Source organism: Streptococcus mitis (genome assembly GCF_946190155.1).
GTDB classification, from domain to species: Bacteria; Bacillota; Bacilli; order Lactobacillales; family Streptococcaceae; genus Streptococcus; species Streptococcus mitis_CL.
This window is the reverse complement of record NZ_CAMHZL010000001.1, coordinates 264,901-281,993: the sequence shown is the minus strand read 5'-3', so window position 1 is coordinate 281,993 and position 17,093 is coordinate 264,901. Positions and strand designations below refer to the sequence as shown.

Annotated in this window: 16 protein-coding genes; 13 read left to right on the top strand and 3 right to left on the bottom strand. The window is 38.9% G+C overall.

Annotation, left to right across the window (positions count from 1 at the left end; all coding sequences use genetic code 11):
• The first annotated feature begins 5 nt into the window (after window positions 1-5).
• The 13 genes from recN (at window position 6) to lacD (ending at window position 12,770) form a co-directional block, all read left to right on the top strand.
• Window positions 6-1,673, top strand: coding sequence for a DNA repair protein RecN (recN, locus tag N8O80_RS01310; protein ID WP_261026474.1), 1,668 nt, complete (start codon window positions 6-8; stop codon window positions 1,671-1,673).
• 1 nt (window position 1,674) lies between these two features.
• On the top strand, window positions 1,675-2,403 hold the full coding sequence (locus tag N8O80_RS01305) for a metallophosphoesterase family protein (protein ID WP_261026472.1): 729 nt from the start codon (window positions 1,675-1,677) through the stop codon (window positions 2,401-2,403).
• 78 nt (window positions 2,404-2,481) lie between these two features.
• Complete coding sequence (gene lepA, locus N8O80_RS01300; RefSeq protein WP_001047207.1) at window positions 2,482-4,305, top strand: translation elongation factor 4; 1,824 nt, start codon at window positions 2,482-2,484, stop codon at window positions 4,303-4,305.
• 246 nt (window positions 4,306-4,551) lie between these two features.
• The gene (locus N8O80_RS01295) at window positions 4,552-5,247 is read left to right on the top strand and encodes a DUF443 domain-containing protein (RefSeq protein ID WP_261026471.1); all 696 of its coding nucleotides are present in this window, start codon (window positions 4,552-4,554) and stop codon (window positions 5,245-5,247) included.
• A gap of 184 nt (window positions 5,248-5,431) precedes the next feature.
• Entirely contained in the window at window positions 5,432-6,043 is a 612-nt protein-coding gene (locus tag N8O80_RS01290; RefSeq protein ID WP_261026470.1) for a hypothetical protein, read from the top strand.
• 208 nt (window positions 6,044-6,251) lie between these two features.
• On the top strand, window positions 6,252-6,728 hold the full coding sequence (locus N8O80_RS01285; RefSeq protein WP_004260657.1) for a PTS sugar transporter subunit IIA: 477 nt from the start codon (window positions 6,252-6,254) through the stop codon (window positions 6,726-6,728).
• A gap of 38 nt (window positions 6,729-6,766) precedes the next feature.
• A complete protein-coding gene (locus N8O80_RS01280; RefSeq protein WP_000590547.1) occupies window positions 6,767-7,072 on the top strand; it encodes a PTS sugar transporter subunit IIB in 306 nt (101 codons plus the stop codon).
• 47 nt (window positions 7,073-7,119) lie between these two features.
• Window positions 7,120-8,595: a PTS galactitol transporter subunit IIC gene (locus N8O80_RS01275; RefSeq protein WP_261026466.1), complete on the top strand. Its 1,476-nt coding sequence runs from the start codon at window positions 7,120-7,122 to the stop codon at window positions 8,593-8,595.
• A 98-nt stretch (window positions 8,596-8,693) separates the two neighbouring features.
• On the top strand, window positions 8,694-9,590 hold the full coding sequence (locus tag N8O80_RS01270; RefSeq protein WP_261026464.1) for an aldose 1-epimerase family protein: 897 nt from the start codon (window positions 8,694-8,696) through the stop codon (window positions 9,588-9,590).
• 286 nt (window positions 9,591-9,876) lie between these two features.
• Entirely contained in the window at window positions 9,877-10,302 is a 426-nt protein-coding gene (lacA, locus tag N8O80_RS01265) for a galactose-6-phosphate isomerase subunit LacA (RefSeq protein ID WP_000029277.1), read from the top strand.
• Between the two features lie 30 nt (window positions 10,303-10,332).
• A complete protein-coding gene (gene lacB / locus N8O80_RS01260) occupies window positions 10,333-10,848 on the top strand; it encodes a galactose-6-phosphate isomerase subunit LacB (RefSeq protein ID WP_001216913.1) in 516 nt (171 codons plus the stop codon).
• Between the two features lie 10 nt (window positions 10,849-10,858).
• Window positions 10,859-11,788: a tagatose-6-phosphate kinase gene (locus N8O80_RS01255; RefSeq protein WP_261026462.1), complete on the top strand. Its 930-nt coding sequence runs from the start codon at window positions 10,859-10,861 to the stop codon at window positions 11,786-11,788.
• A 1-nt stretch (window position 11,789) separates the two neighbouring features.
• On the top strand, window positions 11,790-12,770 hold the full coding sequence (gene lacD, locus N8O80_RS01250) for a tagatose-bisphosphate aldolase (protein ID WP_001229114.1): 981 nt from the start codon (window positions 11,790-11,792) through the stop codon (window positions 12,768-12,770).
• 65 nt (window positions 12,771-12,835) lie between these two features.
• Here lacD and N8O80_RS01245 read toward each other — a convergent pair whose 3' ends face one another.
• From N8O80_RS01245 to nrdE, 3 genes are all read right to left on the bottom strand, one after another.
• Window positions 12,836-13,603 carry a DeoR/GlpR family DNA-binding transcription regulator gene (locus N8O80_RS01245; RefSeq protein WP_000917573.1) on the bottom strand — a complete coding sequence of 256 codons (768 nt, stop codon included), beginning with the start codon at window positions 13,601-13,603 and terminating at the stop codon, window positions 12,836-12,838.
• Window positions 13,604-13,745: 142 nt separating this feature from the next.
• Window positions 13,746-14,708: a class 1b ribonucleoside-diphosphate reductase subunit beta gene (gene nrdF, locus N8O80_RS01240; protein ID WP_261026460.1), complete on the bottom strand. Its 963-nt coding sequence runs from the start codon at window positions 14,706-14,708 to the stop codon at window positions 13,746-13,748.
• 193 nt (window positions 14,709-14,901) lie between these two features.
• Window positions 14,902-17,061, bottom strand: a complete 2,160-nt coding sequence (gene nrdE / locus N8O80_RS01235; protein ID WP_261026459.1) for a class 1b ribonucleoside-diphosphate reductase subunit alpha — start codon at window positions 17,059-17,061, stop codon at window positions 14,902-14,904.
• Window positions 17,062-17,093 lie beyond the last annotated feature (32 nt).

Below are 17,093 nucleotides of genomic sequence, written 5' to 3'. Positions count from 1 at the left end.
TCTATATGTTACTTGAAATTTCGATAAAAAACTTTGCCATTATTGAGGCTATTTCCCTCAATTTTGAAAAGGGGATGACTGTCTTGACTGGTGAAACGGGTGCAGGGAAGTCGATTATCATTGATGCCATGAATATGATGTTGGGAGCTCGTGCGACGACAGATGTTATTCGTCATGGTGCGCCAAAGGCAGAGATTGAGGGGCTATTCTCCGTTGAAAATAGTCGCCTTTTGCAGGAAATTTTTGATGAGCAAGGTTTGGAAATGGGGGATGAAATTATCATCCGTCGAGAAATATTGCAAAATGGTCGGAGTATCAGTCGTGTGAATGGCCAGATGGTCAATCTGTCTGTTTTGCGTGCTATTGGGCAACATCTGGTAGATATTCATGGTCAGCATGACCAAGAAGAGTTAATGCGTCCTCAACTTCATATCCAGATGTTGGATGAATTTGGTGATACAGGCTTTTGGGCCTTGAAAGAAACCTATCAAACGAGTTTTGATGCCTATCGAAAAATGCGCAAGCAGGTTCTGGAAGTCAAGAAAAACCAACAGGAACACAAGGCACGTATTGAAATGTTGGAATTTCAAATGGCAGAGATTGAGGCGGCAAACTTGCAGGCTGGAGAAGACCTGTCTCTCAACCAAGAGCGTGATAAACTTCTTAATCATAAAAATATTGCGGATACGCTGACCAATGCCTACAGTATGTTGGACAATGAAGACTTTTCAAGTCTGGCCAATGTTCGTTCAGCCATGAATGACATGGAAAGTGTCGAAGAGTATGACCCTGAATACCGTGAAATTTCAAGCTCTCTGTCTGAGACCTACTATGTCTTAGAAGATATTAGCAAGCGTCTGGAAGCTATTATTGAGGACCTTGATTTTGACGGCAATCGTCTCATGCAGGTTGAGAATCGTTTGGATCTCCTTCATACTATTACCCGTAAGTACGGTGGGACTGTTGATGATGTTTTGCTTTATTTTGCCAAAATTACAGAAGAATACAATCTCTTGACAGGCAATAATCTTTCATCTGAGGACATGGAAGCAGAGCTCAAGAAATTGGAATTCAATCTTGTTGATTTGGCAGGCCAGCTTGCATCTGCTCGTCATGACTTGGCTCAGCAGCTAGAAGCAGAGATTAAACAAGAGCTTCAAGATCTTTATATGGAAAAAGCCCAGTTTCAAGTTAGTTTTAGCAAGGGCAAATTCAGCCGTGAGGGCAATGAAACGGTTGAGTTTTACATTTCAACCAACCCTGGCGAAGACTTTAAACCCTTGGTTAAGGTTGCTTCTGGCGGAGAATTATCTCGTCTCATGCTAGCCATTAAGTCCGCCTTTTCACGTAAAGAAGGTAAGACAAGTATTGTCTTTGATGAAGTGGATACAGGAGTTTCAGGTCGTGTAGCTCAGGCTATCGCGCAGAAGATTCACAAGATTGGTCAGCATGGTCAGGTTCTTGCTATTTCCCATTTACCACAAGTGATTGCGATTGCGGATTATCAATTCTTTATTGAGAAGATTAGCAATGAGCATTCAACGGTTTCTACTGTTCGTCTCTTGACGGTTGAAGAGCGAGTGGAAGAAGTTGCTAAGATGTTGGCAGGTGATGATGTGACGGAAGCAGCCCTGACGCAAGCTAGAGAATTGTTGAGAAACAGGGAGAAATAAGATGACAGACTATTATGTAATTGGAGATGTTCATGGAAAAGCAGGGATGCTAGAAGACCTTCTTAAAACATGGACTGGTCAGAACCAGTTGCTCTTTCTAGGGGACTTGATTGACCGTGGTGAAGATAGTCGCCGTGTTCTAGAGATAGTTAAGGACTTAGTGGACAATCAAGGGGCTATCTGTTTGTCAGGAAACCATGAGTATATGTTTTTGACTTGGCTCGATAACCCAGAAGAAAGCTATGACCACTATCGTCGCAATGGTGGAGATACAACCATTAACTCTATCCTAGGTCGTCCCTTGGATGCGCCAGTTGATGGGGTAGAAGATGCCAAGCGTGTTGCTACTGAAGCGGCAGACTTAGTCGAATTTATTCGTCAAATGCCATTTGTGGTAGAGACAGACAAGTATATCTTTGTTCACGCAGGTATTGATTTGACCTTGGATGACTGGCATGAAACCACAGATTATAAAAAAGTCTGGCTTAGAAAACCATTCCACGAAGCAGAAAATCATACTGGAAAAATCATTGTTTTTGGACATACACCGGTTTATGGTTTGCTGAAGCAAGAGCGTGGTACTGCTGAGCTTTGGACTACAGAAGATGGCAAGATTGGAATGGATGGAGGAGCTGTTTATGGTGGTGTCCTTCATGGAATTGTCTTTACAGACCAAGGAATGACAGAACACCACTTTATCAAAAATGACGGCTTTGTCGCTGAAGATTAGTACTCCTAGCAGGGTATGGTCTTGTCAAAATGTCAAAAACAATTTATAATAAATAGATACCCTGAAAGGAAGAGAATCATGAACTTAGAAGAATTGAAAAAACGACAGGAGAAGATCCGTAACTTCTCTATTATCGCCCATATTGACCATGGAAAGTCGACTCTAGCAGACCGCATTTTGGAAAAGACAGAGACCGTATCCAGTCGAGAAATGCAGGCCCAGCTTTTGGATAGCATGGATCTAGAGCGGGAACGTGGGATTACCATTAAGTTAAATGCCATCGAGCTGAATTATACTGCAAAAGATGGGGAAACTTATATTTTCCACTTGATTGACACGCCGGGGCACGTTGACTTTACTTATGAAGTTTCACGTTCACTCGCTGCCTGTGAGGGAGCGATTTTGGTGGTTGATGCTGCTCAAGGAATTGAGGCTCAAACCCTTGCCAATGTTTATCTGGCCTTGGACAATGATTTGGAAATCATGCCAGTCATTAACAAAATTGACCTACCGGCTGCAGATCCAGAGCGCGTGCGTACAGAGATTGAAGATGTGATTGGTTTGGATGCCAGTGAAGCAGTTTTGGCTTCTGCCAAGGCTGGTATTGGGATTGAAGAAATCCTCGAGCAAATCGTAGAAAAAGTACCAGCACCAACAGGTGATGTGACGGCACCACTTAAGGCCTTGATTTTCGACTCTGTTTACGATGCCTACCGTGGGGTTATTCTCCAAGTGCGTGTCATGGACGGGGTGGTTAAACCTGGTGATAAGATTCAGCTCATGAGTAATGGCAAGACCTTTGATGTGACCGAAGTCGGTATTTTTACACCCAAAGCAGTTGGTCGTGATTTTCTTGCGACTGGGGACGTTGGTTACATTGCGGCTTCTATCAAGACGGTTCAGGACACTCGTGTGGGTGATACAGTTACCTTGGCAACCAATCCTGCGGCTGAGCCATTACATGGCTACAAGCAGATGAATCCTATGGTCTTTGCGGGTCTCTACCCAATTGAGTCAAACAAGTATAATGATCTTCGTGAAGCCCTTGAAAAATTGCAACTGAATGATGCTAGTCTTCAATTTGAACCAGAAACATCACAGGCACTTGGATTTGGTTTCCGTTGTGGTTTCCTTGGACTTCTCCATATGGATGTTATCCAAGAACGTTTGGAACGTGAGTTTAACATCGACCTCATCATGACAGCTCCGTCTGTTATTTACAAAGTTAATTTGACCGACGGTGAGTCTATGGATGTGTCGAACCCATCTGAGTTCCCAGATCCTACCAAGATTGCGACCATTGAAGAGCCTTATGTCAAGGCGCAGATCATGGTACCACAGGAGTTTGTCGGGGCAGTGATGGAGCTAGCTCAGCGCAAGCGTGGGGACTTTGTGACTATGGACTATATTGATGATAATCGGGTTAATGTTATCTATCAAATTCCTCTTGCTGAAATAGTCTTTGACTTCTTTGATAAGCTTAAGTCTTCGACTCGCGGTTATGCAAGCTTTGACTACGAATTGTCAGAATATCGCCCATCTAAGCTGGTCAAAATGGATATCCTTCTCAACGGAGACAAGGTGGATGCCCTCAGCTTTATCGTTCACAAGGACTTTGCCTACGAACGTGGGAAACTCATCGTTGATAAGCTTAAGAAAATTATTCCTCGTCAACAATTTGAGGTACCAATTCAAGCAGCAATTGGACATAAAATTGTGGCTCGTACTGATATCAAGGCCCTTCGTAAGAACGTACTTGCTAAATGTTATGGTGGTGACGTTTCTCGTAAGCGTAAACTGCTTGAAAAACAAAAAGCTGGTAAAAAACGTATGAAAGCCATCGGATCAGTAGAAGTTCCGCAAGAAGCCTTCCTTAGCGTCTTGAGTATGGATGAAGAATAATGATTCTATATAAAACTCTTGAAATACATTCAAGAGTTTTATATTTTTAGTTAAAAATTGTAACTTAACTCCATTTATGGTAGAGTAAAATACGGAGGTTATATGGAATACTAAAAGTTATTATGACTAGGAAAATTTTAAATAAAATTGATAAAGAACTGGGGCAGAAAATGAATTAGAATAATGATTCTATTTTACCGCTTGGATCTATAATTGTTAGTAAAGAAGGGGCGATTCCTTTAACTTATGATGAAAGTATTAGAAGAAAAACAAATTAAAACTGAAAAGTTATATGGTTTTACTCGATATTTATTAATTGAAATAAATAATGGTTACGGGTTACTGGATTGTGAATCTACGACTTGTTTTGGTTATTTTTATAAAATTTATAAGATTGATTTTGATTTATTTTATAAGATAAAAAAGCAATCTGAGGATAAGCGAGAAGATATAACAAAAAATATAAAATTAGGTAGATTTTTCATGCTACCGATAATGATAGTGATTTTTTTCATTCTTTTAATAGAATTTATTGGCTTTAACAAATTTAATCTTGTTTTATCTAATAGATTTACGTATTTTATTTTTTCTGCATCACCTGTTATATTATCAACATTATTTCGCTTGGGCTATTCTCATAAGCAAAAACGACTGATTAATAAAATTTTTATATTAGAAAATCATCGTCATTACGATGTGGTTGAAAAGTTTAGCAATATTAAATTAAAAAGTTGGCTCCTCCTAATTATAAATGTGGGTATTGCTAGTTCTTTACTTATATATATTTATGTATATGGTAATTTAATTGTTATGTTTTTCACGACGATATATCTATATTTATTAACTTTTAGTAAGAATATACGATTGAGTCAAGCAAATACAATGAATATTAAAATATTTGTTGAAAAAGGATATTCGGAAAGTGATTCAATGTTATTATAGAATTCAATAATTGGATAAATAGATACTCGATACGACTTAGTCAGTTTTCATAATCAAGAGTATATTCTATATTATCAAATCCAATGTTTGAACTAAAATTGGAAAAAATTCTTATATTTTATTTGTTTTTATTAAAAATTGTAAATTAACTCCATTTATGGTAGAGTAACATATGGAGGTTATTATGAAAAAAATTTTACTTTTAGCATCTATTTTGCTTACAAGTGTCACGTTAGTGGCATGTTCAAATCAAGCTCAAACTCAAGGAAATTCAAGTAAAACAACTAGCTCTTCAACTAGTCAAGATTCAACTAGTTCAAGCTCTCTTCGTAGCACACAGAATTCAGAAGAAAGTCAAGTGATTGGTTCTGATGAGTATGGGTTCGTTAAAGTACCAAAGTCTTGGATTAAGTTCAATGAAGTGCAGGGAGGCAATGATATTCAATATTCAGACGGTACGGATGTCAATATTGTCACCTTGAATACTTTTAAAGCAGAACAATTTGGTATTTCTGATAATGAATTTCAAAAACTTGAAACAGTTCGTATTTCTGATAGTATTTTTACTTCAAAAGAAAGTAATCCAGAATTCACTAAAGTTTGGGGTTCTAAGTCAACTATTGGAGGTTATGAAGCCTATGTAGTTAACGCAATTTCTAAGTCTGGAAAATACATCATTACATGGATTTTTAAATCTAGTGATGGTAAGTTCAGATATGTTGCTTTAGAAGGGACTCCAGAAACATTAAAAAATCTACTTCCCATGATTGAAGAGAGTTGGACAATTCAAAAATAATTATTAAAGCAGGATTGGTATCCTGTTTTTTTGTTTAAGTCATTAAAAATCGTTTTAAATGTTTGTTTTAAATGTTTGTTTTGCTTATAAAGATAAAAAATAAACAAAATAATCAAAAAAAGGACAAAAAACAACAAAAAATATTGACAACGATTTCATATAGTGTTATACTTATAGCATAAAGTTAATGGAAAGAAGGGAAAACCTTATGGGATTAGATCATTTCTTTGACAAAAACCTTGTGTTTTGCTTAGAAGCGGATAATCAAGAACATCTCTTTGATCAGGTCGCAACTTTATTGGAAGAACGAGAAATCGTGACTCCGACCTATCGTGAAGCCCTGATCACGCGTGAAAAGTCATTTCCAACTGGCTTAGATATGGAATTTTTGGGTAAGGATTTGCCGAATGTGGCTATTCCTCACACAGATATTGTTCATAATCTTGCCGAAAAAGTTGTGGTAGTTCGATTAGAAAAACCAGTGACTTTCCACAATATGATTGCGCCAGATAAGGAAGTAGAAGTATCCTTGCTCTTCTTTATCATTAATAACTCAAGTTCAAGTCAAACGAACATTCTTGCTCAGTTGATGGACTTCTTTACTGGAAATGGTCATCTTGAAGACCTATCAAAAATTTCTGAACCAGAAGCCATCTATGCTTATATTGCTGAAGCAATTGCTTAATCTTGTCTATTAAAAATATTAAATCGGAGGAAATCCATATGATTAAAATTCTTGCTGCCTGCGGTGCAGGTGTTAACTCAAGCCACCAAATTAAAAGTGCTCTTGAAGAAGAACTTTCAAACCGCGGTTTCGATGTTCACTGTGATGCGGTAATGGTCAAAGACGTTAATGAAGACCTTATCAAAGGTTATGACATCTTCACACCAATTGCTGCGACAGATCTTGGTTTTGACCCAGGTATTCCAGTTATCGAAGCTGGACCAATCTTATTCCGTATCCCAGCAATGAGTGCTCCAGTATTTGACAATATTGAAGCAGCTATCAAAGAACACGGATTAAGCTAATTTTAATTTGTTAACATTCATATAACTATAAAAAGGGAGGAACTATTATGGATGTCATTATCAATCTGGCCAACGATATCTTTAAACCTATCTTGGCTATGGGTGGGCCTATCATCATGCTGATCATTTTGACAGTGTTGGCCCTACTTTTTGGAGTGAAATTCTCCAAAGCGCTTGAAGGTGGTATCAAGCTCGCCATCGCCCTTACTGGTATCGGTGCTATCATCGGTATGCTCAACGGAGCTTTCTCAGCATCACTTGCGAAATTCGTTGAAAACACTGGTATTCAATTGAACATCACCGACGTTGGTTGGGCACCACTTGCTACCATCACTTGGGGATCTGCTTGGACACTTTACTTCTTGCTTGTAATGTTGATTGTCAACGTTGTGATGCTTGCAATGAAGAAAACAGACACACTTGATGTCGATATCTTCGATATCTGGCACTTGTCAATCACTGGTCTTTTGATTAAATGGTATGCAGACAACAATGGTGTAAGCCAAGGGGTTTCACTCTTCATCGCGACAGCAGCAGTTGTACTTGTAGGTATTTTGAAGATCATCAACTCTGATTTGATGAAACCAACATTCGACGACCTTCTTAACGCACCAAGTTCATCACCAATGACTTCAACTCACATGAACTACATGATGAACCCAGTTATCATGGTCTTGGATAAGATTTTTGATAAAGTTTTGCCAGGTCTTGATAAATATGACTTTGATGCTGCTAAATTGAACAAGAAAATCGGTTTCTGGGGATCTAAATTCTTCATCGGTTTCATTCTTGGTATCGTTATTGGTTTGATGGGAACTCCACATCCAGTTGCTGGAGTAGAAGATGCATCTTCATGGGAACTTGTTATTAAAGGTTGGTTGAGCCTTGGTTTGACTGCCGGTGTATCTTTGGAACTCTTCTCACTTATCGGTTCATGGTTCATCGCTGCCGTAGAACCACTTTCACAAGGTATCACAAACGTTGCTACTAAACGTCTTCAAGGACGTAAATTCAACATCGGTCTTGACTGGCCATTCATCGCTGGTCGTGCTGAAATCTGGGCTTGTGCTAACGTACTTGCACCAATCATGTTGATTGAAGCTGTGCTTCTTTCAAAAGTCGGAAATGGTATCTTGCCACTTGCAGGTATCATCGCTATGGGTGTTACTCCAGCTCTCTTGGTTGTAACTCGTGGTAAATTGCTCCGTATGATTATCTTCGGAACACTCTTGTTGCCACTCTTCCTTCTTTCAGGTACACTTATCGCACCATTTGCAACAGAACTTGCTAAAGGTGTAGGTGCCTTCCCAGCAGGTGTGAGCGAAACTCAATTGATCACTCACTCAACTCTTGAAGGACCAATCGAAAAACTTCTTGGTTGGACAATTGGTAACACTACAACAGGTGATATCAAAGCAATCCTTGGTGCTGTAGTCTTCCTTGTATTCTATATCGGTATCTTTGCATGGTACAGAAAACAAATGATCAAACGTAACGAAGAGTACGCAGCAAAAGCAAAATAATGCGCTCCTATAAAATGTAAATTGTTGAAACTAGGTTGTCATACCATTAGGAGTGACAGCCTAGTTTTTTATAAACTATCAAGAAATCGGAGAAAATCATGGTAATTGAATTAAAATCAGAACAATTAAGAGTTCAATTTAACAATTTTGGTGGAGCTCTTTCTTCTATAAAAGATGCTGAGGGACTGGAGTATTTGTGGCAAGGCGATGCCACTTATTGGAGTGGACAAGCTCCTGTTCTCTTCCCCATTTGTGGTTCATTGAGAGAGGATACAGCCCTTTATATAGATGAGAGGGGACAAGAAAGAAAAGGAAACATTCCTCGTCATGGTTTGGTTCGTAAGAAAGAATTTGAATTAGTTGAACAGACAGACAAGAGTGTAACTTTTGCAATTGAAGACGATGAGAATAGCTATCAAAACTATCCTTATCATTTCCGCCTAGAAATCACTTATATCCTTACAGGAAAGACAGTACGGACTCAATACAAAATTTTTAATAAAGAAACTAGCAAGGTCATGCCTTACTTTATTGGTGGACATCCAGGATTTAATTGTCCTCTACTGGATGATGAGGTCTATGAAGATTACTACTTAGAGTTTGAGAAAGAAGAGACTTGCTCTGTTCCACGTCCTTTCCCAGAAACTGGGATGCTTGATTTCCAAGATAGAAGTCCATGGCTAGAAGGTCAAAAAGAATTAGACCTCAGCTATGATCTTTTCAGTACAGATGCAGTCACCTTAGATGAATTGCAATCTAGAACAATTGCCCTTCGTTCTCGTAAACATGATAAGGGATTAAAAGTGCACTTTGCAGAGTTTCCAAATCTCATCATTTGGTCAACTTTGAATAAGGGACCTTTCATTGCTTTTGAACCTTGGTCTGGCTTGTCAACATCACTTGAAGAAGGAGATCATCTAGAAGATAAGAAGAATGTTCGTCTCCTAGAACCTGGTCAAGTGGATCAAATTGGTTTTGATATCGAAATTTTTTAGTTAAAAAAACACAAAAACAAACATCAACTGTTGACTTTTTTAGGAAATAGGAGTATATTATGTTTGTAAGCAACAAATGATGTTTGTAACAAACAAATAATCGCTTGTTATATTCTCTTTTGTGGAGAAAGATTATTTCTAGGAAACTGGTTTCCTAAACTTGAATAAGGTGTCATTCATCTCATTCAATCCAATTTGTCAATAAACTGCTAGAAAACTTTTTGTAGGTAAACTGCTAACTATAAAAGGTTTTACTAGCCTAGAAAAATAAAAAGGAGTATACAATATGTCTATTGTTATCGGTGCAGATGCTGCAGGTTTGAGATTGAAAGAAGTTGTGAAAGACTTCTTGGAAAAAGAAAACTTCCACGTTGTGGATGTTACAGCTGAAGGTCAAGACTTTGTTGATGTGACTCTTGCTGTTGCTGCAGAAGTAAACAAAGAAGAACAAAACCTTGGTATCGTGATTGATGCTTACGGTGCTGGTCCATTTATGGTCGCAACTAAAATCAAAGGAATGGTTGCTGCAGAAGTTTCTGACGAACGTTCAGCTTATATGACTCGTGGTCACAACAACTCACGTATGATCACTATGGGTGCACAACTTGTTGGTGATGAATTGGCTAAAAACATCGCTAAAGGATTTGTTAACGGTAAATACGATGGTGGACGTCACCAAATTCGTGTCGACATGTTGAACAAAATGTGCTAATTAGATTACAGTAAGAAAGGTAAGATAAAAATGAGAATTGCAATTGGATGTGACCACATCGTAACAGATGAAAAAATGGCGGTTTCAGAATTTTTGAAATCAAAAGGATATGAAGTCATTGACTTTGGTACATATGACCATACACGTACTCACTACCCAATCTTTGGTAAAAAAGTAGGGGAAGCTGTAACTAGCGGTCAAGCTGATCTTGGAGTATGTATCTGTGGTACTGGTGTTGGTATCAACAACGCTGTAAACAAAGTTCCAGGTGTCCGTTCTGCCTTGGTTCGTGATATGACAACAGCTCTTTATGCTAAAGAGCAATTGAACGCCAATGTTATCGGTTTTGGTGGTAAGATTACTGGTGAATTGCTCATGTGTGACATCATCGAAGCTTTCATCCATGCTGAATACAAACCATCTGAAGAAAACAAGAAATTGATTGCGAAAATTGAACACGTTGAAAGTCACAATGCTCAACAAACAGACGCAAACTTCTTCACTGAATTCCTTGAAAAATGGGATCGCGGAGAATACCACGATTAAGAGGTGACTTATGATTTTAACAGTCACAATGAACCCATCCATTGATATTTCCTATCCCTTGGATGAGTTAAAGATTGATACTGTCAATCGTGTGGTGGATGTAACTAAAACGGCTGGTGGTAAGGGACTCAATGTTACCCGAGTACTTTCAGAATTTGGAGATTCTGTTCTTGCTACTGGTTTAGTGGGTGGCAAACTTGGTGAGTTTTTAGTTGAAAATATTGATGATCAAGTAAAGAAAGATTTCTTCTCAATTCAGGGAGAAACTCGTAACTGTATCGCTATTCTCCACGGAGACAACCAAACAGAAGTTCTTGAAAAAGGTCCTGTTGTATTGGAACAGGAAGGTCAAGACTTTTTGGAACATTTCAAAAAACTCTTGGAGTCAGTTGAAGTGGTAGCTATCTCAGGTAGTCTGCCAGCTGGCCTTCCAGTTGATTACTATGCGAGCTTGGTAGAACTTGCTAATCAAGCTGGCAAGCCTGTTGTCTTGGACTGCTCTGGTGCAGCACTTCAGGCGGTTCTTGAATCACCACATAAACCAACAGTCATCAAACCAAATAATGAGGAATTATCTCAGCTTCTTGGAAGAGAAGTTTCTGAGGATTTGGATGAATTAAAAGAAGTCCTTCAAGAACCTTTGTTTGCAGGGATTGAATGGATTATCGTTTCACTTGGTGCCAACGGTGCCTTTGCCAAACATGGTGACACTTTCTACAAGGTAGATATTCCTAGAATTCAGGTAGTCAATCCTGTCGGATCTGGAGATTCTACTGTAGCAGGGATTTCTTCAGGACTTCTTCATAAAGAATCGGATGCAGAATTACTCATCAAGGCAAATGTCCTTGGTATGCTCAATGCTCAAGAAAAAATGACTGGTCATGTCAACATGGCCAACTATCAAGCTCTATATGAACAATTAATAGTAAAAGAGGTATAAAATGGCTTTAACAGAACAAAAACGTGCACGCTTAGAAAAACTTTCTGATGAAAATGGAATCATCTCAGCTCTTGCATTTGACCAACGTGGTGCTTTAAAACGCCTCATGGCTCAACACCAAACAGAAGAACCAACTGTGGCTCAAATGGAAGAACTTAAAGTTTTGGTAGCAGATGAATTGACTAAATACGCATCATCTATGCTTCTTGACCCTGAGTATGGACTTCCAGCAACAAAAGCTCTTGATGAAAAAGCTGGTCTTCTCCTTGCTTATGAAAAAACAGGTTATGATACAACAAGCACAAAACGCTTGCCAGACTGCTTGGATGTTTGGTCTGCAAAACGTATTAAAGAAGAAGGCGCAGATGCAGTTAAATTCTTACTTTACTATGATGTAGATAGCTCAGACGAACTCAACCAAGAAAAACAAGCTTATATCGAACGCATCGGTTCTGAGTGTGTGGCTGAAGATATCCCATTCTTCCTTGAAATTCTTGCTTACGATGAAAAAATTGCAGATGCAGGTTCTGTAGAATACGCTAAAGTAAAACCACACAAAGTTATCGGTGCTATGAAAGTCTTCTCAGACCCACGCTTTAACATTGATGTCTTGAAAGTAGAAGTTCCTGTTAACATTAAATATGTTGAAGGCTTTGCTGAAGGTGAAGTCGTTTATACACGTGAAGAAGCAGCAGCTTTCTTCAAAGCTCAAGATGAAGCAACTAACTTGCCATATATCTACTTGAGTGCTGGTGTATCAGCTAAACTCTTCCAAGATACTCTTGTATTTGCTCATGAATCAGGTGCAAACTTTAACGGAGTTCTTTGTGGCCGTGCAACATGGGCTGGATCAGTTGAAGCTTACATCAAAGATGGTGAAGCAGCAGCTCGCGAATGGCTTCGTACAACTGGATTTGAAAATATTGATGAGCTCAATAAAGTTCTTCAAACAACAGCAACTTCATGGAAAGAACGCGTGTAAGTAAGTCTTTTAAAACTGAAATTTTTAATACTTACAAAAATCCCCACCAATCGGTGGGGATCGTTTTATGGTTTAGAAAGAATAATTTTTGTTTGTTTTGAAAGTTGTTCAAACGTTTCTTTGCTCAGTTTAGAATCTGAAACGATGGTATCAATATCAGAGATATTGTAGAAGGTATAAAAATCAAATTTATTGAACTTACTATTGTCAGCTAGTAAGTATTTTTTATTGGAATTATTGAGGGCGATGCGTTGGGATTCACCTTCCTCTTCACTAAAGGTCGCAATCGCATTGTCCTTAATACCATTACAGCTAACGAAGGCTTTAGAAAATTGTAGGTTAGCTAAGTTTTGCAAGGTTAGTGTTCCTACAAAAGCTCCAGTGATAGAGCGATAGTTACCACCAATTAAAATCAAATCTGTTAGTTTTCGTTCGTTTAGGATGAGAAAGACTGGTAAACTGTTTGTTACAACACGAATATTATCAATTGGAAGTTCACGGGCAAAAGATTCCAAGGTTGTCCCTGGACCAATAAAAATGGTTTCACCTTCATCGATTAAATGGCCTGCAAAACGGCTAATTTCTTGTTTTTCTGCAATCTGTAAGCTTTGTTTTTCAATATTGGAACGTTCATTGTTTAAAATGGAGCCTGTGCGAATTTTCTCAGCTCCCCCGTGTACTCGAACAAGTAAATCTTTGTCTGCCAACTCTTGCAAGTAGCGTCTAGCAGTCATATCTGACACATCCAAGCGAGTCATGATTTCTTTTACAGTAATAGTTCCCTTTGTATTTACCGTTTCTAGAATATTATCTAGTTTTTCCTGCTTTAACATCGTTATCACCTCTATTTCTATTACTATTTTATCATAAAGTATTCAATCAATCAATTTAAAAAACAAAAGAAAACAAAAACAAAAATATCATGGTTGTTTTAAACAAACCATGATATTTGTTATCAGTTCTGGGATAAGTGAATTAGTCCAAACCGTAGTTGTAGTCATCGTCTTGCATGGCTTCAACTTCACCAAGAAGGTAACCATTTCCGACTTGAGAGAAGAAGTCGTGGTTGGAAGTTCCTGTTGAAATACCGTTCATAACGATTGGGTTGACATCATCAGCTGAATCTGGGAAGAGTGGATTTTGTCCTAGGTTCATGAGTGCCTTGTTAGCATTGTAGCGAAGGAAGGTTTTGACCTCTTCCGTCCAACCAACACCATCATAGAGGCTTTCTGTGTAGCCTTCTTCGTTTTCATAAAGAGTGTAGAGCAGGTCGTACATCCAATCCTTGAGTTTTTCTTGCTCTTCTTCAGGTAATTCATTGAAACCAAGTTGGAATTTGTAACCGATGTAGGTTCCGTGAACAGACTCATCACGAATAATCAGTTTGATGATTTCCGCAACGTTAGCTAGTTTGTTGTTACCGAGATAGTAGAGCGGTGTGAAGAAACCTGAGTAGAAGAGGAAGGTTTCAAGGAAGACGCTAGCCACTTTCTTTTCAAGTGGGCTACCGTTTAGGTAAATTTCGTTGACAATCTCAGCCTTCTTTTGTAGGTAAGGATTGGTATTGGTCCATTCGAAAATTTCTTCAATCTCAGCCTTAGTATTCAAGGTAGAGAAGATTGATGAGTAAGATTTAGCGTGGACAGATTCCATAAATTGGATGTTATTGAAAACAGCTTCCTCATGTGGTGTACGGATGTCCGCACGAAGGGCTTGAACCCCAGTTTCAGATTGCATAGTATCGAGAAGGGTTAAACCACCAAAGACTTTTCCAACCAAGTCTTTTTCTACATTTGATAGCTTTCTCCAGTCATCTAAATCATTTGACAAAGGAATACGTGTATCAAGCCAGAATTGCTCCGTCAGTTTTTCCCAAGTTGATTTGTCGATGACATCTTCGATGGCATTCCAGTTAATGGCTTTGTAGTAAGTTTCCATTTTGAAATCTCTTTCTGTGTTTAGTATTGCGAACTCACAATTATCTCTATTTTATCATAATCCTAGAGTAGTTTCGCACAAAAAGTCGGAAGCCCGACTTTTTGTTTTTCCATAGTATAGATGCTTATTCCTGTTTAGTTTAGCAGGGTGAATGAATACTTATCTGAGAAAATGTAGCTTCCTCAAGCAAAGATTAAATCACACAGCTTTCACATTGGTTGGCACCGACTTCTCCACCATCATCTGTAAAGGTACGGACGTAGTAGATAGACTTGATACCCTTGTTAAAGGCATAGTTACGAAGGATAGACAAGTCACGTGTCGTTTGTTTGTTTTCTTTTTTCCATTCGTAAAGACCTTTTGGAATGTCACTACGCATGAAGAGTGTGAGTGAAAGTCCTTGGTCCACGTGCTCAGTTGCAGCTGCATAGACATCAATCACTTTACGCATATCCATGTCGTAAGCAGAAGTGTAGTAAGGAATGGTTTCTGTTGACAATCCAGCAGCTGGATAATAGATTTTACCGATTTTCTTTTCTTGACGTTCTTCGATACGTTGCGTAATCGGGTGGATAGAAGCAGAAACGTCATTGATGTAACTGATAGAACCATTTGGCGCTACAGCAAGGCGGTTTTGGTGGTAAAGTCCATCTGCTTGAACCTTGTCTCGAAGTTCAGCCCAATCAGCAGCACTTGGGATAAAGACATCTTTGAAAAGTTCTTTAACACGGTCTGATTTTGGAACAAATTCGCCAGTTACATACTTGTCAAAGTAGCTTCCGTTAGCATAGTCTGATTTTTCAAAGTTATGGAAGGTAATACCACGTTCACGCGCGATATTGTTTGATTCTACCAAGGTCCAGTAGTTCATAAGCATAAAGTAGATGCTTGTAAATTCAACAGACTCAGGCGATCCATATTCAATTAATTGTTGGGCAAGGTAGCTGTGAAGTCCCATTGCACCAAGACCAAAGGTATGAGCTTGGCTATTTCCGTGGTCGATGGTAGGAACAGCTACGATGTGTGAACTATCTGTAACGAAAGTAAGGGCACGAACCATAGCACGGATAGAACGACCAAAATCGGGTGAAGTCATCATGTTGACCACATTGGTTGAACCAAGGTTACATGAAACGTCTGTTCCCATTTGCAGGAATTCTTGAGCATCGTTGATCAAGCTTGGTTCTTGGACTTGGAGAATCTCAGAACACAAGTTACTCATGATAATCTTACCATCAACAGGATTTGCACGGTTAGCCGTATCGATGTTGACTACATAAGGATAGCCAGACTCTTGTTGCAATTTAGAGATTTCAGTTTCCAAATCACGCGCCTTGATTTTTGTCTTGCGGATGTTTGGATTTGCGACCAATTCATCGTATTTTTCAGTGATATCGATGTAGTTAAATGGCACACCGTATTCAAGCTCTACTGAGTAAGGGCTGAAGAGGTACATTTCTTCATTTTTACGTGCTAATTCGTAGAATTTATCGGGCACCACAACACCAAGTGAAAGGGTCTTAACACGAACTTTTTCATCAGCGTTTTCTTTCTTAGTTGAAAGGAAGGCGATGATATCTGGGTGAAAGACGTTGAGGTAGACAACACCAGCACCTTGACGTTGACCCAATTGGTTTGAGTAAGAGAAGCTGTCTTCGAAGAGTTTCATAACAGGTACGACTCCAGAAGCTGCACCTTCATAGCCTTTGATAGGTGCACCAGCTTCACGAAGGTTACTGAGAGTAATTCCCACACCACCACCGATACGTGAAAGTTGAAGAGCTGAGTTGATAGAACGTCCGATAGAGTTCATGTCATCTGTGATCTGGATCAAGAAACAAGATACCAACTCCCCACGACGAGCACGACCAGCATTCAAGAAGGATGGAGTAGCGGGTTGGTAGCGTTGGTGGATGATTTCATTAGCAATATCAATTGCAACGGCTTCGTTACCGTCAGCAAAATAAAGGGCGTTGAAGAAGACACGGTCTTCCATACTTTCAAGGTAATATTCACCGTCGTTGGTCTTTAAGGCGTATTGATTGTAAAACTTATAGGCAGCCATGAAAGACTTGAATTGGAAGTTTTGGTCTTTGATAAATTGAGCCAATTCTTCCAAAAATTCTGGACGGTATTTCTTGATAAAGGCTGTTTCGATGTAGTTGTGTTCAATGAGGTAGTTGATTTTATCCTTGATTGAATCAAAAACCATAGTGTTTGGAACTACATTTTCTTTAAAGAAGGCATCCAAGGCTTCCTTATCTTTATGAAGCATGATTTGTCCATTGACAGGACGGTTGATTTCGTTATTGAGACGGAAGTAAGTCACGTCCTCAAGATGTTTTAATCCCATAAAATTTCCCTTATCTAATTACAAAAGAAAGG